The sequence below is a fragment of the Pelorhabdus rhamnosifermentans genome, from assembly GCF_018835585.1.
Classification (GTDB): Bacteria; Bacillota; Negativicutes; order UMGS1260; family UMGS1260; genus Pelorhabdus; species Pelorhabdus rhamnosifermentans.
This window is the reverse complement of record NZ_JAHGVE010000001.1, coordinates 222,224-244,926: the sequence shown is the minus strand read 5'-3', so window position 1 is coordinate 244,926 and position 22,703 is coordinate 222,224. Positions and strand designations below refer to the sequence as shown.

The window sequence follows — 22,703 nt, the reverse complement described above, 5'->3', positions numbered from 1 at the left end:
ATCTAACAATCCCCCCACATTAATACATCGTCTACCTCTAAATTTTTATTAGCGGTACGCCCAACAATCTGATGATAAAACTTCGGCTCAATCCCGTATCCCGGCCTTTTTACAATAATATCTTGTTCACCAATGACCTGCCCCTTACGTATTGGATTAACAATAACAATACTCTTACGATTATTAATACGAGTATTTTTTTCACTATCAGCCGGTCGCTTTATTCCGCTTCCCCTCATCACCTCAAATTCACGTACCTTACTGACAATTTCCTTCATCTCTACTGGATCTGCGGATAACAGGTGATCAGGGCCGGGCGCCTTTTTATCATAGGTAAAGTGCTTTTCAATCACCTTAGCTCCCATAGCTGCCGCACAAATACAAGCAGTCGTTCCCAAGGTATGATCAGAATAGCCAATCGCTAATGCTGGAAATTCACGCATCATGGCCTGCATAGCCAACAAATTTACATTTTCAGGATGAGTAGGATAGCTGGTAACAGCATGTAAAAGAGTAATTTTCTCATTTCCCGCTTCTAAAATTGCATTAACCGAGTCATGTACCTCTTGCATCGTGCACATGCCCGTTGCCAAAAAAACAGGTTTGCTCTGATGTGCTATGTATTTTAAGAGCGGAATATTTACCGCATCATCCGAGCCAATTTTGTAAGCGGAAATTGAAAACTTTTCCAGCATATCTACATCATCCGTATGAGAAGGAGTTGAAAACCAATCTAACTTTTTGGATGCAATATATTGAAAAACTTTATGATGTAATTCTTCATCAATCTCATAAGTCTTAAATAAGTTATACTGTGAAACTACTCCGGTGTTTTCCATATCAAATAGGGCCAATTTGCTTGCAACGGTTTCAGCTCGATAGGTTTGCAACTTGACTGCGTCAACACCACATTCAGCAGCTTCATCAATCAATCTTTGCGCTTGTTCAAAGTTGGTGAAATTACCGCCAATTTCAGCAATTATATAGCAGCGAGCTTGCAAATAATTGTTTAGCATAACTATCACTCCCAATATTTCAACACTTGATATATGCTTTCCTTACTAAAATCTGCAGCTATATTCCACCATCTAATTTTGTCTTGCACAATTAAATGACCATATCATGCTGCAAAAATCTTCAAATAAAATTTTGAACTATTGACCAATAACTTGACTTCGATTTACATAATTTTTAATAATAATATTTCTACCATTAACACAAGCATGCTCAGAATCTTCCGTCTTGCGTGGTAAATAACAATGTTTACATACAGGGATATTTCTAAACCCATCTGGTTCCCGATGCACTTTCCGTATATTCTCAAGGTTTTTCCCATGCCAAATATCATGAATTGTATCAATATTTGCATCACCTAATATTACTGTACCATTCTCATCATTGGAACACATCATAACAAGACCATCTGCACCAATTACTAGACGTTGATAAAGTTGGGGACAGGAAAATTCCGACTCATACAATATTTCACTATCCTGTCCAAGATAATCAATAAGTGGATTAAACGCAATCAAATCAGTATAAGGAGCAAAAGTATTATAAAAAGTTTCGGGATCTTCCTTAATTGCTGGCCATATAGACTGAATTTTAATAACTGGCCTATGACATGCATTTTTTTTCTTAATTACTTGTATGTCTTTTATTTTTTGAAGAATGTCCACAAATTGCAATGGTTTACGAATACTTTCATATTTCTCATTTAATCCATCCACAGAAATAGTAATCCAATCAATTCCCGCCTCCATCATATCTGTAAAATAGTCAGCTGACAATTTACTACCGTTTGTCAATGCAGAAACCTCATGAATACCATTTTTTTTAGCAAATTTAATTGCTTCAATAAAATGGGGATGCAACGTTGGTTCTCCCCGTAAACTTAATCTAATGGCAGGCACTTTACCAGCGATTTCGCGAATCACCTTTTTAAATAATTCAAAATCCATCAGTGTTGCATGTATATGTTGCTTGAATTCTTCGGTTATGGTATAGCACATTGGACAAGTCAAATTACATAAAGAAGATAATTCCAGATCTACTAATAAGGGATAATCAGAAACAACCTGCATTTTAGCATACTCAGTCCAGTTATTTCGATACTCTTGATATCCATTGGGCCATTCTTCGCCACGATAGCGTTCAAAACATTCTTCTCTAGCAATGGGTTCCATACTATAATTACCTTTATTAATCGGTATATTTTTAACGGACATTATAAGACTCCTTCGCATGATGAACCATTTTTGTTAACCCTTTATCCAAAGAACATAACGGAGTCCAATGTAATTCGCTCATAGCTAAAGAAATATCCGCCACAACATCGTTAATCTCATTAATCCGAATCTCATTTTCAGAAACAACGGGCTTATTAGACCCCAGAATATGCTGAACCCGATCAATAATTTCCTGTACGCTTACAGAATATCCTGACCCTATATTGTATATACCAAATAACTTTGATAACTGACTGGCAGAAATTATTGCACTTACTACATCATCAATATAAACATAATCTCTTTTAGGCACTAAGTTCTTAACTTTAATTTCATCATTTAATAAAGCCTGCTTAATAAGCGTGGGAACAAGGAAATTTTCCGTTTGACCACTACCGTAAACATTAAACGGACGAATAATTTTAACTGATACACCAAAGTTTTCAGAATAAAATCGGCACAATTGCTCCGCTAAATACTTTGAATGCCCATAGGGATTATTGGGGGTAATAGAACAATCTTCTGAAATCGGCAGACATAGTGGGTTACCATAAATATACGCGCTAATATAGGTTAACCCAATCCGATTTTTACGACATATGTCAAGCACTTCATTGGTACCCTGAACGTTTACCCGATAAAATTCAGCAGGATTTACCCAGCTATTTGGCACAAAGGTTTTTGCTGCCAAGTGAAATATTTGAGAAACGTCTGAGAAATCATAGTTTTCTAAAGTCTGCCGACAAGCAATGTCACCATTTTGAGTAGAACACCCTTGAACTTCATAACCAAGTGAAATCATTTTTTTTATTAACGCTTGACCGATAAAACCCGTAGCTCCTGTCACAAAAACCTTCGTCATCTTAGAAATCTCGCTTTCAAAAGATCAAATTCTTTAATTGCCTTCATATAATCATCAGGTCTACCTATATCGAGCCAATAACAATTTTGCTTCATCACTGCTGCAAAATTATTGTCATTGATTAAATCCGACATCAAATGATCAAATCCGTAAATTTCATCTGCCGGTATATAAGACAATATCTCCTTGCTTGCAGCATATACACCCATACTAACATTATATTTCAAAACAGGTTTTTCTTTAAAACCAACTAATCGATTGACTTTATTTAATTCTAAAACCCCATATTCCGATTTTTGTTCTCTTTCACTACTAGCAATGGTAAAAATATTGTTTGCTAATATATGTGCTTCCATAAAACTATTAAAATCTAAATCTGTTAAAACATCCCCATTCATGATTAGAAAATTATCAGGTAAATCCGGAATTAATTTAAGCGGCGCCATTGTACTAAGAGGCTTATGCTCCAGAGAATAATCAATTTTAATTCCCCATTTTTCGCCATTTCCAAAAAAAGTCTTTATTAAATCAGCTTGATGATTGACAGCCAAAGTAACATGATCAAATTGATAATAAGCCAACTGCCTAATAATAACCTCAAGTATAGGATAATCGCCAATAGGCATTAATGGTTTAGGAAGAACTACCGTATACGGTCTCAAGCGAGTACCTTTTCCCCCTGCCAAAACAACGGCACGCTTAGACATTATAGATACCTGCCTTATATTTTTTAAGATTTTCCCCCGATGAAAACCATTCTATCGTACGTTCCAATCCACGCCTAAAGCCATCTTTACCAGCATACATAGGCTTCCAGCTCAAAAGTTTTTTTGCTTTAGTATTATCAGCCCACAGCCGTTCCACTTCACTTTTTTCTGGTCGCAGTCTCTGTTCGTCTGTTTCAATTTCTAAGTCGACGCCCATAACTTCAGCAATGAGTTTCGCCGTATCGCCAATTGATATCTCATAATTGCTGCCTATATTAGTAACTTGGCCTATTGCATTATCTGATTCAGCCATAGCTATAAAGCCGCGAACTGTATCTTTAACATAATTAAAATCTCTGGTAGGAGCTAAGGAACCCAGTTTGATTTTGCGCTTACCATTAGCAATCTGCGTAATAATAGTAGGAATAACAGCCCTTGCTGATTGCCTTGGGCCATAAGTATTAAAAGGTCTGATAACTGCTACCGGAGTACTAAAAGCATGGTAAAAAGACAAGGCAATCTGATCCGCCCCAATTTTGCTGGCTGAATACGGTGATTGCCCCTGAAGTGGATGTTCCTCAGTAATAGGTACAAAACGCGCCGTCCCATATACTTCACTCGTGGATGTTTGAACCACTTTTTGCACCCCTAATTCCCGTGCAGCTTGTACAATATTTAAGGTTCCTTTAACATTAGTATCTATATAAGTATCCGGCGAATGATAAGAATAAGGAATCGCAATCAGCGCAGCAAGATGTAATACTATGTCACAGCCTTTCATCGCTTCTTTGACACCATGCGGATCACGTATGTCCCCGGCAAATACATCTAAGTTCTCTTTAATTTCTTTCGATGAATGATCCAGCCATCCCCATGAATTAAAAGAATTATATAACACAAAGGCCCTAACATCATTGCCTTGCTGAACTAATGTTTCAGTCAAATGTGAACCGATAAATCCATCTGCTCCTGTCACAAGTATCCTCTTATTTTTCAAATTCATTATAATCTCTCACCTATTTCGTCCATGTGTAATTGTTGTATGGCATTCAATAATATAATATTTTCTACTTGTTATCTATCTTGGCCTGCATAGCTCTATGGTCTATTAGTCCCTATTTTCTACTACCCGCTACACCCTTGGAATGATGTTATTCCCCAACCTTTTTTTGATGAATAGCTGCATTTATTTCTAACCACTCAGGATATCTCTGTAATAGCTCCAGACAGTTTTCCATGGTAAAAAAAGGTTGTATCGGATATAACGTTTCAAGCACCCTACGGACCAACTCAAAATCCTCTGACGTATCTACTGTCCAGCGATGATGGCTTAAATCTTCCGGGCAATATAATTTTTTCACCCGATATCGCTCGGGCTGTCGATAAAAAAAAGGCGTAACATGTTCTCGATCAGGTTGGGCAGTCGCTTCTCTATAACATTCTTCTAACCCTTTAAAAGAGAAAACTTCTGTATCCAATCCGCGCGGATAGTGTTCAAGCCTTAAATAATCATATTTATCTTTACTTTCAATAAAATGTCGAATCGCTGTTTCGCAAACTTCCGGATCAATCAGCGGACAATCAGCAGTAACCCGTACTACCACATCAGCCTGATGTTCAACAGCTGCTCCATAGTAACGCGACAGCACATCCTCTTCTGAACCACGAAAATAAGCTACACCCAGTCGATTGCAACAATCGACAATCGGCTGATCCGTAGTATTGACAGTCGTGGCAATGACAATCTCATCAACAGACGAAATACGTCTGAGTCGTTCGATCTGATATTCCAGCAATGGTTTGCCGAGTACTTCCTTTAATACCTTGCCAGGTAGCCGAGTGGAAGTCATGCGAGCTTGTACTATCATCACCGTTTTCAAAGGATCAACCTCTTTCATTGGGATCATTCAATAAATTTTCGGGCCTTACAAGACATCTTCTGTAAAAGCTCGCTATTAGACATCATATTCTTAAGAGCATTCACTATCATGGCCGGAGTAACCGCTTCATGCCAACCTAAATTGATCGTTGCCCCAGCTTTGGCAACTGCCTGAGTCGTCTCACGCTGGTTGTCAGCCACGACAATCGTCAGCGATGGCAGAGCCATGTAGCAGCGCTCCCAAGTCGTAGTGCCGCCTGCGCCTATCATCAGATCAGCTCGTTGCATCATTTGCGCCATATTGGATACATAATCATAATAATGGTAATTTGAATGAGTTTCACAACGTGCTTTTATTTCAGCCTGGCACCGATTTGCGCCGCCAGCTATTATATCGACAATAATCGCGTTTTTCTTAAGTATTTCGAGAGCATCCAATGCTTTCCTTGTCTCATCCGTTGGATCGCTGCCACCAAAAGAAACTAACATTCGCCTGACAATCCCATCGCGCGACCGCAGTTTGCCACTTTCTGCGAAAAACTCCCTGCGCAGCAGGGCATAACGCGGACCCAGTAAAGTAACACAATTCTTGGGAATCCATTCTCGATAACGCTCAGCCATCTTTTCAAAATAGTTTTGATCAAGCAATACATCACAGTCATGACGGCGATTAGCCAAATCATCAATCACCATGATTTTTTCAACGAAATACCGCACTTGACTTTCCCAGCGATAGTCCAGTTCATAGTGATCCACTATCATCCAATCCCATTTTTCACCTGTGCTCAAGGACCGGATCACTTCAATCCCTTCACTGTCACCATCTATCCACTGAACCGGATACCCTTTATCCAATATCAGTTGAGCAACATTTCCAGACAAAGACTTACACAGAAAAAAAATTTTGCTTCCCCGCTCAGACAACCAGTCAGCCAAGGCCAGACAGCGCATCACATGACCCGTGCCTAATATGACAGACGAATCGACTCGAAATAAAATTGTTTCTTGTTTGCCAAAAATAGGAATATTCATAAAATCACCTGCAGGAAGAAAGCAATAAATTCTTTAGAGTAGCGATAACATAATCTTGCTGCTCCGTGCTTAAATCATAATACATGGGCAGACTGATGGCCTCTTGATAATAGGCTTCCGCCTCAGGAAAGTCACTCGCTTGATAGCCAAACTTTTGATAATAAGGCTGTGAATAAACTGGGATATAGTGCAAATTAACCATAATACCGGCTTTTCTAAGTCCATCATACACTTCTTTGTGACTGAGAGCTATTTTATCAAGTTTCAACCGAATAATATAGAGATGGTAAGAGGAACAGGTATCTTCATGCTGCTTAGGCAACTGCAGGGGTAAATCGCTCAATTTTTCATCATAATAGGCAGCAATCTCACGACGGCGCCTCACAAACTCATCAATTTTCGTCATTTGACTGCATCCAAGAGCAGCTTGTATATCGGTCATGCGATAATTAAAGCCTAAGGAAATCTGCTGATAATACCAGCCGCCGTGACTGGGTTCGGTCATAAGATTAGCATCCCGCGTAATACCGTGACTACGCAAAAGCAACAACTCTTCATACAAATCCCGTCGATTCGTTACAACCATACCACCTTCGCCTGTCGTAACAATTTTTACCGGATGAAAACTAAAAACAGCCATATCACTGTACTTGCAACAGCCGACTTTGTCATTCCGATAAGTACCTCCAATGGCATGCGAAGCATCCTCAATCACTGTAAAACCATATTTCCGGCTTAACTCGTAGATCGCAGCCATCTCAGCCGACTGGCCCGACAAATGAACAGGGATAACGACCTTCGGTAACTTTCCCGCTTGTGCAGCCTTAATCAACTTGCTTTTTAAGGCTGCAATACTCATATTATAAGTTTGTCCGTCAATATCGACAAAATCTACCTGTCCACCAGCATAAAGGGCGCAATTGGCTGATGCCACAAAAGTAATAGGTGATGTCCAGGCTACATCCCCTTGCCCCATTCCGGCCGCCAGACAACTAATGTGCAGTGCCGATGTGGCATTGGAAACAGCAATTGCATAACGAACACCACAATAATCCGCTACTAGCTGCTCAAAACGTTCTAATGTAGGTCCTTGCGTCAGCCAATCTGATTGCAATACTTCAGCAACCGCTTGAATATCAGCGTCACTAATGTGTTGTCTTCCATAAGGAATACTCATCATCCAATCATCTCCCGCAATTCTTCGATCGTTAAAAAGTGCGGATTCGTTCCCGAATTATATTCAAAACCTGCGGATACCGGCTTGCCCTGTTCGCCCAGACCGTTAACTTGATAATCAACAGGAGCAAAAAATACGATAGATGGTTTAATAACATAGTGGTCTTCAAAAGCCAAGGTAATATGAGCATCGTCAGCCGGACACATTACTTCATGAAGTTTCTCCCCAGGTCGAATGCCAATAATCTTAATCGGCTTATCCGGCGCAATCGCCTTGGCAAAATCTACAATACGACTGGAAGGAATCTTAGGTACAAAAACTTCTCCTCCATGCATCCGGGCAAATCCTTTGAGTACAAAATCGACGCCTTGCGGCAGAGTAATCCAAAAGCGCGTCATCTTTTCGTCCGTAACAGGCAAAAACTCCGCTCCCTCGGCAACCATTTTTTTAAATAGCGGAGCAACGGAACCGCGTGACCCCACGACATTTCCATAACGAACAACAGAAAATTTTGTACGATGACCGCCTGCGATGTTATTGGCTGTTACAAATAATTTATCTGAAACCAACTTGGTAGCTCCGTACAAATTAATCGGATTCGCGGCTTTATCTGTCGACAGAGCAATTACCTTTTCAACGCCGTTTTCCATGGCCGCTTTAATAACATTCTCAGCCCCATGAATATTGGTCTTTATACATTCCATTGGATTATATTCCGCTGCAGGCACTTGTTTCAAAGCCGCAGCATGAATCACGTAATCAACATTGCGCATCGCCTGCTTGAGTCGCTCGCTATCCCGGACATCACCAAGAAAATACCGCATACAAGGAGCATGATATTCCTGCTGCATTTCATACTGTTTGAGTTCATCGCGGGAAAATACAATAACCCGTTTCGGCTGATACCTTGCTAGAATGGTTTTAATGCATTGCTTGCCAAAAGAACCTGTTCCGCCAGTTACTAAAATTGATTTATTATTGAACATGAACCATTTCACCTCATAGTATAATCACACTGACTCGATTATTTTTGTATATTGAGTTGCTGTGGGAAAGCTTGATCTTCATAAGCCCGCTGAATCAATTTCGATTTCTGATTAACTACCATGACCTTACGCACCTGCTCCTGCCGTTCAGTCAATAACTGCTGACTTTTTTCCTCATAGTCCCGAATTTCACGGATAATGTCACTTAATGCAGCCGTAACATCGGATGGATAGTCAGAAAGGACATGCTGTTCATACCACTTTTTAATCTCCGTAATCATGATTCCTTTTTGTGCAATCAGCTCTTCCACAATAAGCAGCTGATCTTCTTGAATGGCCTCAAATTGCTTAATGGATAATGTGCGCATATTGTAATAGTGCTTGAACAACAACTCCGTCTCACCTGTCTGTTTCATATTCATTTCACCTGTACTGGTGCATTTCGCGAACTTTTCTTCAAAATAATTTCATCCCACCCTGATTTGAGTTCCGCCAATAGTTCAAGCACTTCACTAACAATCGCACGATCCTTTTGCATATTAGCCTTTGCCAGACGTTCCAGCATATACACATATAAGTCCCGCAAATTTTGGGCAATTTCACCGGCATCCATATTCAAGGTGATATTTAATTCTTGAATAATTCGCTGAGCCTTCATTAAAGAACTGTGGGCCCCATTGATGTTTTTGCTCTCCATACACTGCTGCGCCAAATGTAAGTTCTTAATAGCTCCTTCATACAACATAAGAATCAGCTTTCCTTGACTCGCTGTTTCAACTTGCATACGCCGATATTGTTCATAAGGATTCACAGCCATCGCTTACGTTCCCCCTAATTTTTATCACACAATCTTCCATAAGACCTTGCGCTACCTTGGCCCCGGCAATAATCGTCTCATAATATATTTTGTAATCAGCAACAGCAGCATGATAATCATCTTGTTCTTTGAAACCCGCTTGATGCGTTCGATAAAGGACTTGCTGAATATCATCGTGACAAAACCATTCGACTACATCACGAACATCCGTATTTTGCTCAAATTTTTCATAGCAACGCTTTACATCCTTGCTATAGTGATTCATTTTTTGTGCTTGCCCGTTTTCGCAGGCCCGTTCCAGTTGATTTAACCGCTTAATAGCCAAATAAGCTTCTTTCACCATCGTTTTTATATTAGCCAAGCACTGTTCAAGTCTGATGACGAAAGGCATCACATCCGGCACTGTAAATGAATCTGTCGCCTCTTTAATTATCCCTTGCACATCAACGGATCTTTCACAATACTCATCAAGTACTTGCTGTAACGTCATGATCTTCGTTCCTTCAATCAAGGCCCCGCCTTCTGTAGCATTAATATATTCGGGTTGCGGATATTTTTTAATCCAGACTTCAAAGAATTTTAAAAATTGATAAAAAGCACGATTAGTTAAAATCTCTCCACCATCATTGGCTTTCACTAAAAAATAGTTTCCACCCTCACCGCCATTATAAACAATATTCTCATGATTCGTTCCAGCTGCATGAGAATGCCCATCCCTGGCATAAGCCAAATCTTGTCCCACAAGAATAATCGGATCAGCACCAAATTTATAAGCCACTGTCAACGCATTATTAGCCACAGAACCGCCGCTCTCCGTCGTCCCCTTCTCTTCAATAACACCCTCAAACCATTTTAAAATTGGTTTGTTCCCGGTAACAAAGAAAGGCCCCTGATGATTTTCTAAGACTTTTGGAAAAGTTTGCATTTCCGTTATTAAAGGAACATGAGGAAAATTCACGGCTTTGAAATGCTCATAATTAATCGGATTTGGATCAATACTCACCATAAAGTCCGGTTCAATACCGTTCTTTTGGAGTGCCTTTAGGGCTGTACCCACAGCGAGAATAACAGCTTTTCCCTTGGCTTTCTTCAATAAATGAATATTTTTATTCAATGAAGGACCTGCTGATACAATAATGGCCGGCATCCCTTTAAATTGATCGAAAAGTGTATGAATACCTGGTGAACGATAATAAATCGGCAAATTACAAATCGAGTTGGACATGATAGAAGCTCCATTGATGCTCATGGTCTTCTCCTGAACCAGCCTCGCATTCACTGCATCACTCAATTGATGAACCGTTTTTTCATAAGCCTTAGCATAAGCGGCTTGATGTCCTGACAACCCCGTAATCACTAAGTTGCTATACCGCGTTAAGTCATAAAGCTCAAAAAAATTCGTAGCAATTTCATATCCTTCATCACTAGGCGCAATAATAAAGACACGCTCTGATGATAAAACAGCTCGCAAATCCCGCGTATTCAGGGCCGCACGAAACAAATCATGATCCGGTTCAATGACAAAAATTGGAATTCTTTCATCGATATTTTTATGCAGCGCTTCGACAAGATAACCTAGACCAAAACCATAAACAACAACCAAACTACTTGAAAGAACATCTAATCCCCGAACAACTTTTTCTGCTTCTTGAACAGGGTCAACGGAGCTATGCAAAAATATTTTTTTACCTTCCGCCGTTGTAATTCGAACCGTTGGCAAGCCCTTGCGGCTGTCTAACAGCTCCAGATGCTTGCTTTCGGCTGCTGCGACATACTCAGGGATTACCGTTCCATAGCGTTTATAAAACGCCACCCAATTTTCTTTTCCAAACTTATCTTCCATCATGAACAAATTCCAATCCCTTCCGCTGATTACACTGTTCCTGAATAACAGCAAGCAATTGTCGCGCTTGCTCAACTAAAGAGATTAAATCATATTCCGTAAGATCAGCTAGCAGGGAGTAATCGCCATTTTCTGCTGCTTCATCAATCTGTTCAAAGGATTTCTGCAATTCATTAGCAAATGCGTTGATAGACATTCCACTGCCTATATTTTGTGCAACATTCAGTCCTAACAGAGACGCAGCAGAACTAAACATTTTTTTACAATAATTCAACCCTTCCATTACCTGAAGCAACTTTTCTAGTGAGTCTGCCCGCTGGTCTAACTGAAAATCAAACTCTAATGTTTGATAAGCCTGCGCTACATTCTGTAAATATCCAGCCATTTCCGCTAACACAGTCGTCAGTTGAACGAACTTTGATGAATCTGATTGCGAATTTTTCATCACGATAAACCTCTTTCTCTGATCATATAGTATCCCCCACCATTTCCCCGCCGCACACCAACTAATTTACTTTTCACCAACTGCGACAGTTGACTACGCACATAGGCTGGCGTTACGTGAAGCAGACGGCCGATGTTGTCAGAATTCATCGGCTTGGCATAAGATGTCTCGTAGTTCATAAGCAGCCATAGTATCTCTTGATGCAGATTATTCACCAAATACTACCCCCAAATAGTGAACACAACCAAACAATAGTAAACATTTGCACCCCTAAGAAGTAGCCAATAAAAATTATTGGCTACTTCTTAAATCATTTATTTGGAACTAGACGAACTTGATAAGGCCGACGTTAAAAAGCTGCCTTGACTTTGTAAACTTTGTAAAAGCGTTTGCATCGCGTTATATTTCGTATATAACATCGTCTGCTCATCCTTAAGCCTCAGCTGCAGATCTTTGATTCGATCACTGTTGTACTTCACCATCTGCGTTATGGACCCATTAGATCCTGTAAGAGAATCAAAAACACCGCCAACCTTGGTGTAATTACTCAATTGTGTTGTCATTTGCACAAAGACACCTGCATTATTGCCTGAGCTTACATCATAATCGTAACTTGCCTTAATCGTTGCTCCGGCAACAGGTGCCGTACCAAACGTAATTTTTCCTGTCGTATAATCAATCATATATTCCTTAGCACGCGTAGCAGCATCCGTACTGAACGTAGTAACTTCGTTATAAGTTGTTGTCAAACTACCATCAACAGTTTGTATCGTCGGAGCTGCGGAAATTGATCCGTTCTTAAGTGTATAGTCGGTTTTTGCACCGTCACTTGTACCAACGGCTTCATTGAGTACAGAAGCGGTAGAATTACCAAATAGTGATGCCACTGCTCCAGGGTCCGATTGCAGTGCCTTCTTCAATACATCCACGTCCAAGGATAGATGACCCGTCTTGCTTTCATCAACGGATTGACCGACCGCACCTGTCGTAATACCCGCTTGCGATAACTGCTGCATCGTAGCAGGCTGCGCAGCAACAGTGGCATAACTGAAGCTGCGCAGTGTCTCACTAATATCAGCCAAAGTAGGGTCGCCAAAAAGATCGCCCCCGACTTTATGGTCCGCAGTCGAATCGGATGATTCTTCATTGAGTTTACCATTAACCTGATCAATGGTTGTATTGTACGCAGTGATAAAGGCCTGAACTTTTTTGACAATCGAGTCCGTGTCATTTTGCACCGTCACGGTAGCCGTACCCGTCTTATTAATCGTAAAAGTATTGCCATTCAATGTCACTGTATTATTAGTCGGTGTCACAGCAGTGCCATTTACCTTTACAGCTGCGTCCTCTCCTAGTACCACCGAACCACCCGTACCATCGCTATTATGAATTCCAGCCTTCAAACCCATCTTAGACAAGAAGTTCGAAGAATCTGTCGCTGACGTGCCCAAGTCAATGTTCTTATTGCCAGCAGTCTGATTCGTCAAAGACATCTGTTTCGTTGTTGAATCATAAAAAGCCAATACACCAGCTGTTGTCGAACTATTAATTTTATTAATAATGGAATCCATGGTATCCTTAGTCGGATCGACAGAAAAATAGGTACCGTTAATAGAGAAATACCCCGCCGTAATTGCACCCGCACCAAAACTCGTATTCAAGGCCTCCTGCTGATCGGGATCAGTTCCTGCTACGGCTGTCGTTGTATTCAGCCCTACTTGTGCTAAAAAGCCGCTCGAATCGCCTTCGGCACCAAATTTCACTGTCGGCGTAGCACCAACAGTTTTCTGCGTCAATACAACATGACCACTACCATCAATGGTTGCATTAACGCCAGCTCCTGAGGCACTAATCTTATTCAGTATCGTATTGATAGTATCTGTAGCTGTCACATCGATACGCTGATCATTCACCGTAAAAAAGCCAGCCGTAATCCGGCCCAAATAAGGCGATGTCGGATCATTAAAGGCCAAATTGCGATCCACGCCTGCCCCTACCGTGTTAGCACCGCTACCTGTCAAAGTCGCCTTAGTTCCTTTACCATCTGTACCATCGGCAAACGTCAAAGCCGCACCTGTCGCATGCGTCGTTTTCGCTAATCCAGTTACCTCAATAACATAGGCACCCGTAGAAGCACCATTTTGTGATACTCCTGTCACGATCGTGGCATCCGTTGTAGTAGCTGTGCGTCCCGTGTAGGCGCTATTGTAAGTCAGATCATTCAGGGCGCTCCGAAGTGAAAATAAACCGTTTTTAATCGTTGCGTAATCACTGGATTGTGTCTGAAGCAATGTGTTCTTATTTTTCAAGAGTGTAATTGGGATGCTGTCAGCCATAATAGTGGCGCTGACTAAAGCATCAACATCTATCCCGGACAGATTATTCATATGCAGAAAACCCGTCGAAGACAAAGAAGCGGAAGAGACTGATGACATTCTATTCACCCTTTCTGTTTAAATTCTTTTATCTAATAACTTCCATTCTCTTTCCAAAGCATCATCTAAAGCCAAAATTTGTTTAGGTGGAAATGTAGAAATAACTTTTTTCGTCGTTAAATCTACGACTTCCACAATCATCCTGTTTGTTTCTTCATGAATAGCCAGCCGCAATTCTTGATTTTTTTTCTCAGCATTTTGATTCCACTGATCCACCACTTTTTGCAGTTGCTGTTTATCAACGGCAGGATTGGCTTCTTTATGAAGATCGGCTTGTTCATGAGAAGTGGTCTGTGAAGCCGTCGATATCATTGCCCTGCCACTATCACTATTCAAATCAACGGCTGACTGTACATGCCCCGCATCAATTTTCATCAGACTACCCTTCCTTTATTATTAAAAACCGGCCGGCAGTGTTTGCCGGCCGGTCATAAGAAATATGGCTATTAACCCAGTAATTTAAGTACAGTCTGTGGCATCTGATTAGCTTGTGCCAGCATAGCAGTACCTGCCTGAACAAGAACCTGCGTTTTGCTGAAGCTTGCCATTTCTTTCGCCATATCTACGTCACGAACACGAGAATTAGCGGAAGATAAGTTTTCGGAGGCAACCTGCAAATTATTGATAGCATGTTGCAAACGATTCTGAACAGCACCCAAGTTAGCCCGTGCGCCTGAAACAGTGCTCAGTGCTGCATCAAGTGATTTAATAGCACCCGAAGCACCAGCAGCAGTCGCCAAGGATATGGTATCGATGGACAATTTATTTGCTGTTACAGTCGGAAGAGACACTGCCATCGTCTGGCCTTGGTTAGCACCAATCTGGAATGTCACAGTTGTAGTAGATCCGTTCAACAAGTTCATTGTATTGAACTGCGTCGTACTAGCAATCTGATTTACTTCAGAAAGCAGCTGACCCACTTCTTTTTGAATGTGAGCGCGATCCTTGTCTGTTTCACTGCCATTGCGAGCTTGAACAGCCAATTGACGTAGACGTTGAATAATGGAAGTTGTTTCATTCAATGCGCCTTCAGCCGTCTGTACTAAAGAAATACCATCTTGAGCATTACTTGAAGCTTGATCCAAACCGTTAATCTGGCTGATCATTTTTTCTGAAATTGCAAGACCTGCAGCATCATCCGCTGCTTTGTTGATTCTTTTACCTGAAGAAAGTTTCCCCATCGAAGCTGATTGTGCATTGCTCTGTGCCTCGAGATTTCTCCATGCGTTTAATGAAGCGACATTTGTGTTGATAACCATGTCTAATTCCTCCCTGAATTTTATTTGGCATCCATGCCAAAACTCTGTACAGCATGTCCATCATTACTCGTTTCACACTGTCATTTATTATATCGTAACAATCCGCCACTCACTTAAGCATTTTTTTTAAAAATATTACTCTTTTTTCTTAAAATCGACACAAGCGAAAACTTTCAAGACTGCAGGCAACCCTTCCTTTATTATGAAAAACCGGTCGGCAATGTTTGCCGACCGGTTTTTCATAATAAATATACCTATTAGCCCAGTAACTTAAGTACGGTCTGTGGCATCTGGTTAGCTTGTGCCAACATAGCAGTACCTGCCTGAACAAGAACTTGCGTTTTGCTGAAGCTTGCCATTTCTTTCGCCATATCTACGTCGCGAACACGAGAATTTGCGGAAGATAAGTTCTCGGAAGCAACCTGCAAATTATTGATAGCATGTTGCAAACGATTCTGAACAGCACCCAAGTTAGCCCGTGCGCCTGAAACAGTGCTCAGTGCTGCATCAAGTGATTTAATAGCACCTGAAGCACCAGCAGCAGTCGCCAAGGATATAGTATTGATGGCCAGTTTAGTTGCCGTTACAGTCGGAAGAGACACTGCCATCGTCTGGCCTTGGTTAGCACCGATCTGGAATGTCACAGTTGTAGTAGATCCGTTCAACAAGTTCATTGTATTAAACTGCGTCGTACTAGCAATCTGATTTACTTCAGAAAGCAGCTGACCCACTTCTTTTTGAATGTGAGCGCGATCCTTGTCTGTTTCGCTGCCATTGCGAGCTTGAACAGCCAATTGACGTAGACGTTGAATAATGGAAGTTGTTTCATTCAATGCGCCTTCAGCCGTCTGTACTAAAGAAATACCATCTTGAGCATTACTTGAAGCTTGATCCAAGCCGTTAATCTGGCTGATCATTTTTTCTGAAATTGCAAGACCTGCAGCATCATCCGCTGCTTTGTTGATTCTTTTACCTGAAGAAAGTTTCCCCATCGAAGCTGATTGTGCATTGCTCTGTGCTTCGAGATTTCTCCATGCGTTTAATGAAGCGACATTTGTGTTGATAACCATGTTTTATTTCCTCCCTGAAATCCATTTGGCATCCATGCCAAATTCTGTACAGCATGTTCATAAGATCTATTGCCTATTTTCACACTGTCATTTTATGTATCGTAACAATTCGCCATTTACTTAAGCATTTTTCAAAAAAAATTTACATTTTTTTCTTTAAATCGTCACAAGCGATAAAAAACCGGTCGGCAATATTTGCCGACCGGTCATAATAAATATACCTATTAGCCCAGTAACTTAAGTACGGTCTGTGGCATCTGGTTAGCTTGTGCCAACATAGCAGTACCTGCCTGAACAAGAACTTGCGTTTTGCTGAAGCTTGCCATCTCCTTCGCCATATCCACGTCGCGGACACGAGAATTTGCGGAGTTCAAGTTTTCGGAAGCAACCTGCAAATTATTGATAGCATGTTGCAAGCGATTTTGAACAGCACCCAAGTTAGCCCGTGCGCCTGAAACAGTGCTCAGTGCTGCATCAAGTGTTTTAATAGCACCCGAAGCGTTGCCCTGAGTGCCAAGTGACAGGCTATTGATACTCAGATCACTGGCTTTTACACTTGGCAGAGACACTGACATCGTCTGGCCTTGGTTAGCGCCGATCTGGAATGTCACACTTTTAGTAGAGCCATTCAACAAGTTCATCGTATTGAACTGTGTCGTACTAGCAATTTGATTTACTTCAGAAAGCAACTGATTTACTTCTTTTTGAATGTGAGCGCGATCCTTATCTGTTGCGCTGCCATTGCGAGATTGAACAGCCAATTGACGCAGACGTTGAATAATGGAAGTTGTTTCATTCAATGCGCCTTCAGCCGTCTGTACTAAAGAAATACCATCTTGAGCATTACTTGAAGCTTGATCCAAACCGTTAATCTGGCTGATCATTTTTTCCGAAATTGCAAGGCCAGCAGCATCATCCGCTGCTTTGTTGATTCTTTTACCTGAAGAAAGTTTCCCCATCGAAGCCGATTGTGCATTGCTCTGTGCTTCGAGATTTCTCCATGCGTTTAATGAAGCGACATTTGTGTTGATAACCATGTTTAATTCCTCCCTGAATTGAACTTAGCATCCATGCCAAGTTTTTGTACAGCATGTCTATCAGACTAATTACCTATTTTACGCTGCCATTTTATGTATCGTAACAATCCGCTATTTACTTAAGCATTTTTTAAAAAAAATTACATTTTTTTCTTGAAATCGACCACAAACGAGAATTTTCAATACTGCAATACTGCAAACAACCCTTCCTTTATTATGAAAAACCGGCCGGCAATATTTGCCGACCGATTTTTCATAATAAATATAACTATTAGCCCAGTAACTTAAGTACGGACTGTGGCATCTGGTTAGCTTGTGCCAACATAGCAGTACCTGCCTGAACAAGAACCTGCGTTTTGCTGAAGCTTGCCATTTCTTTCGCCATATCCACGTCGCGGACACGAGAATTTGCGGAGTTCAAGTTTTCGGAAGCAACCTGCAAATTATTGATAGCATGTTGCAATCGATTTTGGACAGCACCCAAATTAGCCCGTGCGCCTGAAACAGTGCTCAGTGCTGCATCAAGTGATTTAATAGCAGCTGAAGCACCAGCAGCAGTCGCCAAGGATATGGTATCAATACTCAGATCACTGGCTTTTACAGTTGGCATAGACACTGCCATCGTCTGACCTTGATTAGCACCGATTTGGAACGTCACGCTTGTAGTAGAGCCATTCAACAAGTTCATTGTATTAAACTGTGTCGTACTGGCAATCTGATTTACTTCAGAAAGTAACTGACCCACTTCTTTTTGAATATGAACACGGTCATTATCTGTTTCAGTGCCATTGCGAGATTGAACAGCCAATTGACGCAGACGTTGAATAATGGAAGTTGTTTCATTCAATGCGCCCTCAGCCGTCTGTACTAAAGAAATACCATCTTGAGCATTACTTGAAGCTTGATCCAAACCGTTAATCTGACTGATCATTTTTTCTGAAATTGCAAGACCTGCAGCATCATCCGCTGCTTTGTTGATTCTTTTGCCTGAAGAAAGTTTCGCCATCGAAGCCGATTGTGTATTGCTCTGATTTTCAAGATTTCTCCATGCGTTTAACGAAGCGACATTTGTGTTGATAACCATGTTTAATTCCTCCCTGAATTGAACTTAGCATCCATGCTAAGTTTCTTTGTACAGCATGTCCATCCTCCCCAGTTTCACACTGTCATTTAATATATCGTAAAGATTAACCACCTACTCAAGCGTTTTTTCGACAAAATATTACATTTTTCGATCAATCAGTAGTTATTCACAGTTATAAAAAAAAATAGGTCAACCAGAAATTCAGTTGACCTATTCATACGAAGTGTTATTCACAAAATATTACTTTTTCTCAAAAGTAGCATTTACCTGGCTTACCTGCTGCAAAGCCGACGTAACATCCACTTTTTTCAGCATGGAAGCCGCTTGCTCATTGGATTCTTTCACGGCTTCATACACCTCTTGACGTAGTACCGCCACTTCACGAGGAGCCTCAAACCCCAAACGAACCTGATCTCCTTTAACCTCTAAAACGGTTACAACAATATTCTCACCAATCCGCACCGATTGCTGCTTTTTTCGCGTCAAAATTAACATGCCGCTTTAACCTCCTACCGAGGCTTCAGACAAAAGTTTATATTTGGTCGTATAGCCCCTATCCGGCACAAGTACCTGAAATCCAATCCCCTTTTTACGGTTCATCACAAGTGGACCAAGCAGGTTGGCTGTCACAGCTTGCGGCAAATCAGCCAAAGTGACAACAACAAAGACTTCTAAACTTTCTTTATCACCCAACTGCTCAACATAATGATCTGACAGCTCAAATTCATAGTCCCGCTTAAACCAAAAAGGCGGTGTAATTATGAGGCCAAAATTTTCATCTTCCGTACTTTGCAATAACAAAAAAGCCTCCTGTTCAGGAATGCTTTTGATGATAAACTGCTGATACTCTTTTAGCCCAATAAGGCCCTCGGAAAAAGTAATCACATCATCCATCCTATCCTCCACCTATATGCTAACGTCCAGATTGGTATTGATAACAGCAACTCGTCCTGGCACAACCTGCACTTCTACTTTCCCCAACGTCGCCGAAATAGCCGGCGGCACAGACGGAGTAGCCGCAACCACGAGTTGTTTTTCACGGGGATGCGTTGCCGCATTGGACATTACCTGTCCAATACTCGGTCCATGCGGCTTGGCAAGAGACTCCCCTTCCGACACCCGCCGCTCAATGCCTTCCATAGCCGCTTGTTTTGCTTCAGCCCCAAATTCCTCTGACAGAGACTCTATATCCTGAAGTCCCATGGTGTTAAAAGAAGGCTGCAAATCAATCGAAATTTCGGCAGACGTCGTATGCATGTTCATTTCAGCTGGAACCAGCTTTAAATCCATACGAGGTGGTTTAATATCCACCTTCACATCAGGTTTTGTAACACGTAACATCATCGGCACCTTCCTTACTTAACCCGGCTATTTCAAATAGTCTACAAGAGATACAGGTAAAACTTTTGCCCCAACAGACAAGCACGCATTGTAAACATTCATGGCTTGCTGAAGATAGATACTCGTTTTCCCTACATCGACATTTTCATTATCAGAGGTAGCGCCTGCGATCGTCACACTATCGGTCGTCAACGCAGTTTTGACGTTTGTATAAGATGCTTGTCTGGCGCCCAAAGAAGTTTGACCATTTGTAATGGTATTAAAATCAGTATCTATAGTACCCAAATCACTGCTAATCGTTGCCGAATCAGCCGTAAGCACATCATTTTTAATTTTTAAAAGATCCTTAAAAATTTGCGGCTGGCCGCTTCCATCAATGGTTCCAAATAATTGCTGACCATCCAAATTGACCTGATCCCTGAGTGGATCAGCCTTGCCTGGACTGACTTGCATCGATATAACACCCGCCGTAGGATTAGCTCCCGTACTGTACGTACCACTATAAGTAACAACGCCTGTTGACGGATTTCTCGTAAAAGGCTGAACCGTATCATTTTGACCAGCAAAGACATAGCGATCCCCGATTTGTGCATTGCCCGCAGTCACCAATTCATCAATCAGGGCATTAATCTGCTTGGCAATCGCAGCCTTAGATGCGGGTGTATTCGTACCTGTCGCCGCATTATTCACAAGTGTCCTAATTTGGGTTACGCTTTTTATAATACCAGACACAGCAGTATCACTTGTATTCATCCAAGATATAGCGTCATCCACATTTTGTGTATATAAATCATTCACATCGCCGCTAGTATGAAATGTCAAGGCTCGAACAGCCTTAACCGGAGCTTCTGATGGTTTAGTAAAAGCCTTTCCAGTTGACAATTGATTATTCAGATTTAACGCATTCGTCAAAGAATCATTATAATTCGTCAAAAATTGATTGCTAAACATGTCATTCGTAACGCGCACAATATTTCCCCCTTTTCTATTGCTTTAAGCAGACGCCTTGGTCGCAATGAGTGTCTCTAGCATAGAATCCATCGTTGTTAGCACTTTGGATACTGCACCATAAGCTGTCTGAAACTTAATCATATTGGTCAATTCTTCATTAAGACTCACGCCTGACTCAGCTTGCCGCCAATTCTGTGTAGAAGCTAATAATGTTCCTTGATTCTTATTCATGGCTCCCGCTTGTTGGGATGAAACACCCAATTCACTAATCATGGAACTATAATAAGCAGATAAACTAACGTTTCCCAAAGCATTCTGTGGAGTAGGCGTCGTTCCATTTTGCATCACATTGGCTAGAGCCAAGGCATTTTGACCGTTAGCCGTACCTGAGCCAGCCGACCCATCACTTGCTGCAATATATTTTTCCCCGCCTATTCCATAAAGCTTTGCATTCACACACAGTTTGCTCAGCCAGCTAAGCGGCGGAGTTCCTGTCGTCGGATCATTCGCAACCGCAGTATAGTCCACACCTGAAACGCCAAAAAAATTGTCCCCGGCATTGCCATCGCCATCTTTTCCGGCCTTGTGCTGGGTATTAAAATCCTGCATTAAAAATTTAGCCATATTATCCAGGTTACCTAAATAATCTGTAATTTGATCACGTGACTTGACCAAGCTTGCCATCTTCCCGGTACTAAACGTAACGACTTGCGGCGGCTTATCTGTCGTCACAACGGTACTTGTCGTATAATTATTGAGCGAATCAAATTTTTGCTGAACAGCAAGCGGATAAGATTTTTGACCATTGACAAGGACGGTGCTTTCCATACTAACATGGTAATTACCCATAGCGTCTTCTGAAACATTGACTGTGCCTAGAGCAGACAACTGATCAACCAAATTATCCCGTTTATCGCGAAGATCATTGGCCTTTTGTCCTTGCCCTGTTTCCTGGGCCACAATTTGCTGATTTAAGTCAGCAATTTGTTTACTAATGCTATTAATATTCGTGACTTCTGTTGAAATCTGAGTAGTTATATCACTTGCGGTGGCTTGTAGCGTACTGGCATCTTGCTGCAGCAGTTGAACAAAAGAATTGGCTGTTTCCCTTACGTTTGTCCGTGCCCCCACACCCACTTTTCCCGTATCGCTGGCATTCGATGCTAATGTGCTCAAGGCAGACCAAAATTTATTCATTGTAGCCTGAACGCCTGTCTTATCTGTATCCGTAAAAACATCTTCCACTTTCCCCAGCATATCTGACTCATTCTGCCAATAACCCTTATCGGCCGACTGCTGCCAATATTGCTTATCCGCGAAGGCATTACGAGCCCGGGTAATCGAATCAACTGCAACACCCGTACCGAGCATTACCGCTCCGTTACCGGCATAAATAGTCTGTTCGGGTGTCGTAGCTAAATTCGCTGTCTGACGGGAATAACCCGTTGTACTGGCATTCGCAACATTATGTCCCGTCGTATTCAGAGCAACTTGTTGCGCCATTAAACCTAATGTTGCTGTATTAATTCCACCAAAAGTTGAAGGCATAA

General features: G+C 41.4%; 25 protein-coding genes. All 25 read right to left on the bottom strand.

The annotated features are described in order from the left end of the window. Nucleotides 1–2 precede the first annotated feature (2 nt). The 25 genes from Ga0466249_RS01230 to flgK all read right to left on the bottom strand — a co-directional run bounded on the left by Ga0466249_RS01230 (nucleotide 3) and on the right by flgK (nucleotide 22,701). Nucleotides 3–1,016, bottom strand: coding sequence for an N-acetylneuraminate synthase family protein (locus Ga0466249_RS01230; RefSeq protein ID WP_215827616.1), 1,014 nt, complete (start codon nucleotides 1,014–1,016; stop codon nucleotides 3–5). 138 nt (nucleotides 1,017–1,154) lie between these two features. Next, nucleotides 1,155–2,228, bottom strand: a complete 1,074-nt coding sequence (locus tag Ga0466249_RS01225; protein WP_215827615.1) for a radical SAM/SPASM domain-containing protein — start codon at nucleotides 2,226–2,228, stop codon at nucleotides 1,155–1,157. Then, the gene (locus tag Ga0466249_RS01220; RefSeq protein ID WP_215827614.1) at nucleotides 2,218–3,090 is read right to left on the bottom strand and encodes an NAD-dependent epimerase/dehydratase family protein; all 873 of its coding nucleotides are present in this window, start codon (nucleotides 3,088–3,090) and stop codon (nucleotides 2,218–2,220) included. Before Ga0466249_RS01220 ends, Ga0466249_RS01225 begins: the two co-directional genes overlap by 11 nt. Continuing rightward, nucleotides 3,087–3,797, bottom strand: coding sequence for a nucleotidyltransferase family protein (locus Ga0466249_RS01215; RefSeq protein ID WP_215827613.1), 711 nt, complete (start codon nucleotides 3,795–3,797; stop codon nucleotides 3,087–3,089). Before Ga0466249_RS01215 ends, Ga0466249_RS01220 begins: the two co-directional genes overlap by 4 nt. Further along, a complete protein-coding gene (locus Ga0466249_RS01210; RefSeq protein WP_215827612.1) occupies nucleotides 3,790–4,800 on the bottom strand; it encodes an NAD-dependent 4,6-dehydratase LegB in 1,011 nt (336 codons plus the stop codon). Before Ga0466249_RS01210 ends, Ga0466249_RS01215 begins: the two co-directional genes overlap by 8 nt. Before the next feature lie 148 nt (nucleotides 4,801–4,948). After that, complete coding sequence (locus Ga0466249_RS01205) at nucleotides 4,949–5,668, bottom strand: cytidylyltransferase domain-containing protein (protein WP_312889690.1); 720 nt, start codon at nucleotides 5,666–5,668, stop codon at nucleotides 4,949–4,951. A 32-nt stretch (nucleotides 5,669–5,700) separates the two neighbouring features. Further along, nucleotides 5,701–6,708 (bottom strand): UDP-2,4-diacetamido-2,4,6-trideoxy-beta-L-altropyranose hydrolase, encoded by a 1,008-nt coding sequence (pseG, locus tag Ga0466249_RS01200; protein WP_215827610.1) that lies wholly within the window; start codon nucleotides 6,706–6,708, stop codon nucleotides 5,701–5,703. 4 nt (nucleotides 6,709–6,712) lie between these two features. Beyond that, nucleotides 6,713–7,888, bottom strand: coding sequence for a UDP-4-amino-4,6-dideoxy-N-acetyl-beta-L-altrosamine transaminase (gene pseC / locus Ga0466249_RS01195; protein WP_215827609.1), 1,176 nt, complete (start codon nucleotides 7,886–7,888; stop codon nucleotides 6,713–6,715). Further along, nucleotides 7,885–8,871 (bottom strand): UDP-N-acetylglucosamine 4,6-dehydratase (inverting), encoded by a 987-nt coding sequence (gene pseB, locus Ga0466249_RS01190; protein ID WP_215827608.1) that lies wholly within the window; start codon nucleotides 8,869–8,871, stop codon nucleotides 7,885–7,887. The genes pseC and pseB overlap by 4 nt, the downstream gene beginning before the upstream one ends. Before the next feature lie 38 nt (nucleotides 8,872–8,909). Further along, complete coding sequence (locus Ga0466249_RS01185; protein WP_215827607.1) at nucleotides 8,910–9,287, bottom strand: hypothetical protein; 378 nt, start codon at nucleotides 9,285–9,287, stop codon at nucleotides 8,910–8,912. A 2-nt stretch (nucleotides 9,288–9,289) separates the two neighbouring features. Further along, nucleotides 9,290–9,688 carry a flagellar export chaperone FliS gene (gene fliS / locus Ga0466249_RS01180; RefSeq protein WP_215827606.1) on the bottom strand — a complete coding sequence of 133 codons (399 nt, stop codon included), beginning with the start codon at nucleotides 9,686–9,688 and terminating at the stop codon, nucleotides 9,290–9,292. Continuing rightward, nucleotides 9,669–11,534, bottom strand: a complete 1,866-nt coding sequence (locus Ga0466249_RS01175; RefSeq protein ID WP_215827605.1) for a motility associated factor glycosyltransferase family protein — start codon at nucleotides 11,532–11,534, stop codon at nucleotides 9,669–9,671. The genes fliS and Ga0466249_RS01175 overlap by 20 nt, the downstream gene beginning before the upstream one ends. Further along, nucleotides 11,521–11,976 (bottom strand): DUF8042 domain-containing protein, encoded by a 456-nt coding sequence (locus tag Ga0466249_RS01170; RefSeq protein ID WP_512699360.1) that lies wholly within the window; start codon nucleotides 11,974–11,976, stop codon nucleotides 11,521–11,523. The genes Ga0466249_RS01175 and Ga0466249_RS01170 overlap by 14 nt, the downstream gene beginning before the upstream one ends. Then, complete coding sequence (locus Ga0466249_RS01165; RefSeq protein WP_312889678.1) at nucleotides 11,976–12,191, bottom strand: Rrf2 family transcriptional regulator; 216 nt, start codon at nucleotides 12,189–12,191, stop codon at nucleotides 11,976–11,978. Before Ga0466249_RS01165 ends, Ga0466249_RS01170 begins: the two co-directional genes overlap by 1 nt. Before the next feature lie 99 nt (nucleotides 12,192–12,290). Then, complete coding sequence (gene fliD / locus Ga0466249_RS01160; RefSeq protein ID WP_215827602.1) at nucleotides 12,291–14,411, bottom strand: flagellar filament capping protein FliD; 2,121 nt, start codon at nucleotides 14,409–14,411, stop codon at nucleotides 12,291–12,293. Between the two features lie 18 nt (nucleotides 14,412–14,429). After that, nucleotides 14,430–14,786: a flagellar protein FlaG gene (locus tag Ga0466249_RS01155; protein ID WP_215827601.1), complete on the bottom strand. Its 357-nt coding sequence runs from the start codon at nucleotides 14,784–14,786 to the stop codon at nucleotides 14,430–14,432. Nucleotides 14,787–14,857: 71 nt separating this feature from the next. Then, nucleotides 14,858–15,670 carry a flagellin N-terminal helical domain-containing protein gene (locus tag Ga0466249_RS01150; protein WP_215827600.1) on the bottom strand — a complete coding sequence of 271 codons (813 nt, stop codon included), beginning with the start codon at nucleotides 15,668–15,670 and terminating at the stop codon, nucleotides 14,858–14,860. Between the two features lie 257 nt (nucleotides 15,671–15,927). Further along, nucleotides 15,928–16,740 carry a flagellin N-terminal helical domain-containing protein gene (locus Ga0466249_RS01145; RefSeq protein ID WP_215827599.1) on the bottom strand — a complete coding sequence of 271 codons (813 nt, stop codon included), beginning with the start codon at nucleotides 16,738–16,740 and terminating at the stop codon, nucleotides 15,928–15,930. Between the two features lie 224 nt (nucleotides 16,741–16,964). Then, nucleotides 16,965–17,777 carry a flagellin N-terminal helical domain-containing protein gene (locus tag Ga0466249_RS01140; RefSeq protein WP_215827598.1) on the bottom strand — a complete coding sequence of 271 codons (813 nt, stop codon included), beginning with the start codon at nucleotides 17,775–17,777 and terminating at the stop codon, nucleotides 16,965–16,967. Between the two features lie 271 nt (nucleotides 17,778–18,048). Further along, the gene (locus Ga0466249_RS01135) at nucleotides 18,049–18,861 is read right to left on the bottom strand and encodes a flagellin N-terminal helical domain-containing protein (protein WP_215827597.1); all 813 of its coding nucleotides are present in this window, start codon (nucleotides 18,859–18,861) and stop codon (nucleotides 18,049–18,051) included. Between the two features lie 240 nt (nucleotides 18,862–19,101). Continuing rightward, nucleotides 19,102–19,356, bottom strand: a complete 255-nt coding sequence (gene csrA / locus Ga0466249_RS01130) for a carbon storage regulator CsrA (RefSeq protein WP_215827596.1) — start codon at nucleotides 19,354–19,356, stop codon at nucleotides 19,102–19,104. A gap of 6 nt (nucleotides 19,357–19,362) precedes the next feature. After that, nucleotides 19,363–19,755 carry a flagellar assembly protein FliW gene (fliW, locus tag Ga0466249_RS01125; protein WP_215827595.1) on the bottom strand — a complete coding sequence of 131 codons (393 nt, stop codon included), beginning with the start codon at nucleotides 19,753–19,755 and terminating at the stop codon, nucleotides 19,363–19,365. 12 nt (nucleotides 19,756–19,767) lie between these two features. Beyond that, nucleotides 19,768–20,205 (bottom strand): DUF6470 family protein, encoded by a 438-nt coding sequence (locus Ga0466249_RS01120; protein WP_215827594.1) that lies wholly within the window; start codon nucleotides 20,203–20,205, stop codon nucleotides 19,768–19,770. Between the two features lie 24 nt (nucleotides 20,206–20,229). After that, nucleotides 20,230–21,171, bottom strand: coding sequence for a flagellar hook-associated protein FlgL (gene flgL, locus Ga0466249_RS01115; protein WP_215827593.1), 942 nt, complete (start codon nucleotides 21,169–21,171; stop codon nucleotides 20,230–20,232). Between the two features lie 24 nt (nucleotides 21,172–21,195). Next, complete coding sequence (flgK, locus tag Ga0466249_RS01110) at nucleotides 21,196–22,701, bottom strand: flagellar hook-associated protein FlgK (protein WP_215827592.1); 1,506 nt, start codon at nucleotides 22,699–22,701, stop codon at nucleotides 21,196–21,198. Between the last annotated feature and the right edge of the window lie 2 nt (nucleotides 22,702–22,703).

What these genes read in the sequence shown, in the direction of transcription:
- Ga0466249_RS01215 (WP_215827613.1), bottom strand. Translation starts at nt 3,797, where the DNA reads ATGTCTAAGCGTGCCGTTGTTTTGGCAGGGGGAAAAGGTACTCGCTTG.
- pseC (WP_215827609.1), bottom strand. Translation starts at nt 7,888, where the DNA reads ATGATGAGTATTCCTTATGGAAGACAACACATTAGTGACGCTGATATT.
- flgK (WP_215827592.1), bottom strand. Translation starts at nt 22,701, where the DNA reads ATGCCTTCAACTTTTGGTGGAATTAATACAGCAACATTAGGTTTAATG.
- Ga0466249_RS01220 (WP_215827614.1), bottom strand. Translation starts at nt 3,090, where the DNA reads ATGACGAAGGTTTTTGTGACAGGAGCTACGGGTTTTATCGGTCAAGCG.
- pseB (WP_215827608.1), bottom strand. Translation starts at nt 8,871, where the DNA reads ATGTTCAATAATAAATCAATTTTAGTAACTGGCGGAACAGGTTCTTTT.
- fliD (WP_215827602.1), bottom strand. Translation starts at nt 14,411, where the DNA reads ATGTCATCAGTCTCTTCCGCTTCTTTGTCTTCGACGGGTTTTCTGCAT.
- Ga0466249_RS01135 (WP_215827597.1), bottom strand. Translation starts at nt 18,861, where the DNA reads ATGGTTATCAACACAAATGTCGCTTCGTTAAACGCATGGAGAAATCTT.
- Ga0466249_RS01155 (WP_215827601.1), bottom strand. Translation starts at nt 14,786, where the DNA reads ATGAAAATTGATGCGGGGCATGTACAGTCAGCCGTTGATTTGAATAGT.
- Ga0466249_RS01175 (WP_215827605.1), bottom strand. Translation starts at nt 11,534, where the DNA reads ATGATGGAAGATAAGTTTGGAAAAGAAAATTGGGTGGCGTTTTATAAA.
- pseG (WP_215827610.1), bottom strand. Translation starts at nt 6,708, where the DNA reads ATGAATATTCCTATTTTTGGCAAACAAGAAACAATTTTATTTCGAGTC.
- Ga0466249_RS01140 (WP_215827598.1), bottom strand. Translation starts at nt 17,777, where the DNA reads ATGGTTATCAACACAAATGTCGCTTCATTAAACGCATGGAGAAATCTC.
- Ga0466249_RS01150 (WP_215827600.1), bottom strand. Translation starts at nt 15,670, where the DNA reads ATGGTTATCAACACAAATGTCGCTTCATTAAACGCATGGAGAAATCTC.
- fliW (WP_215827595.1), bottom strand. Translation starts at nt 19,755, where the DNA reads ATGGATGATGTGATTACTTTTTCCGAGGGCCTTATTGGGCTAAAAGAG.
- csrA (WP_215827596.1), bottom strand. Translation starts at nt 19,356, where the DNA reads ATGTTAATTTTGACGCGAAAAAAGCAGCAATCGGTGCGGATTGGTGAG.
- Ga0466249_RS01185 (WP_215827607.1), bottom strand. Translation starts at nt 9,287, where the DNA reads ATGAAACAGACAGGTGAGACGGAGTTGTTGTTCAAGCACTATTACAAT.
- Ga0466249_RS01210 (WP_215827612.1), bottom strand. Translation starts at nt 4,800, where the DNA reads ATGAATTTGAAAAATAAGAGGATACTTGTGACAGGAGCAGATGGATTT.
- Ga0466249_RS01120 (WP_215827594.1), bottom strand. Translation starts at nt 20,205, where the DNA reads ATGATGTTACGTGTTACAAAACCTGATGTGAAGGTGGATATTAAACCA.
- Ga0466249_RS01145 (WP_215827599.1), bottom strand. Translation starts at nt 16,740, where the DNA reads ATGGTTATCAACACAAATGTCGCTTCATTAAACGCATGGAGAAATCTC.
- fliS (WP_215827606.1), bottom strand. Translation starts at nt 9,688, where the DNA reads ATGGCTGTGAATCCTTATGAACAATATCGGCGTATGCAAGTTGAAACA.
- Ga0466249_RS01225 (WP_215827615.1), bottom strand. Translation starts at nt 2,228, where the DNA reads ATGTCCGTTAAAAATATACCGATTAATAAAGGTAATTATAGTATGGAA.
- Ga0466249_RS01170 (WP_512699360.1), bottom strand. Translation starts at nt 11,976, where the DNA reads ATGAAAAATTCGCAATCAGATTCATCAAAGTTCGTTCAACTGACGACT.
- Ga0466249_RS01230 (WP_215827616.1), bottom strand. Translation starts at nt 1,016, where the DNA reads ATGCTAAACAATTATTTGCAAGCTCGCTGCTATATAATTGCTGAAATT.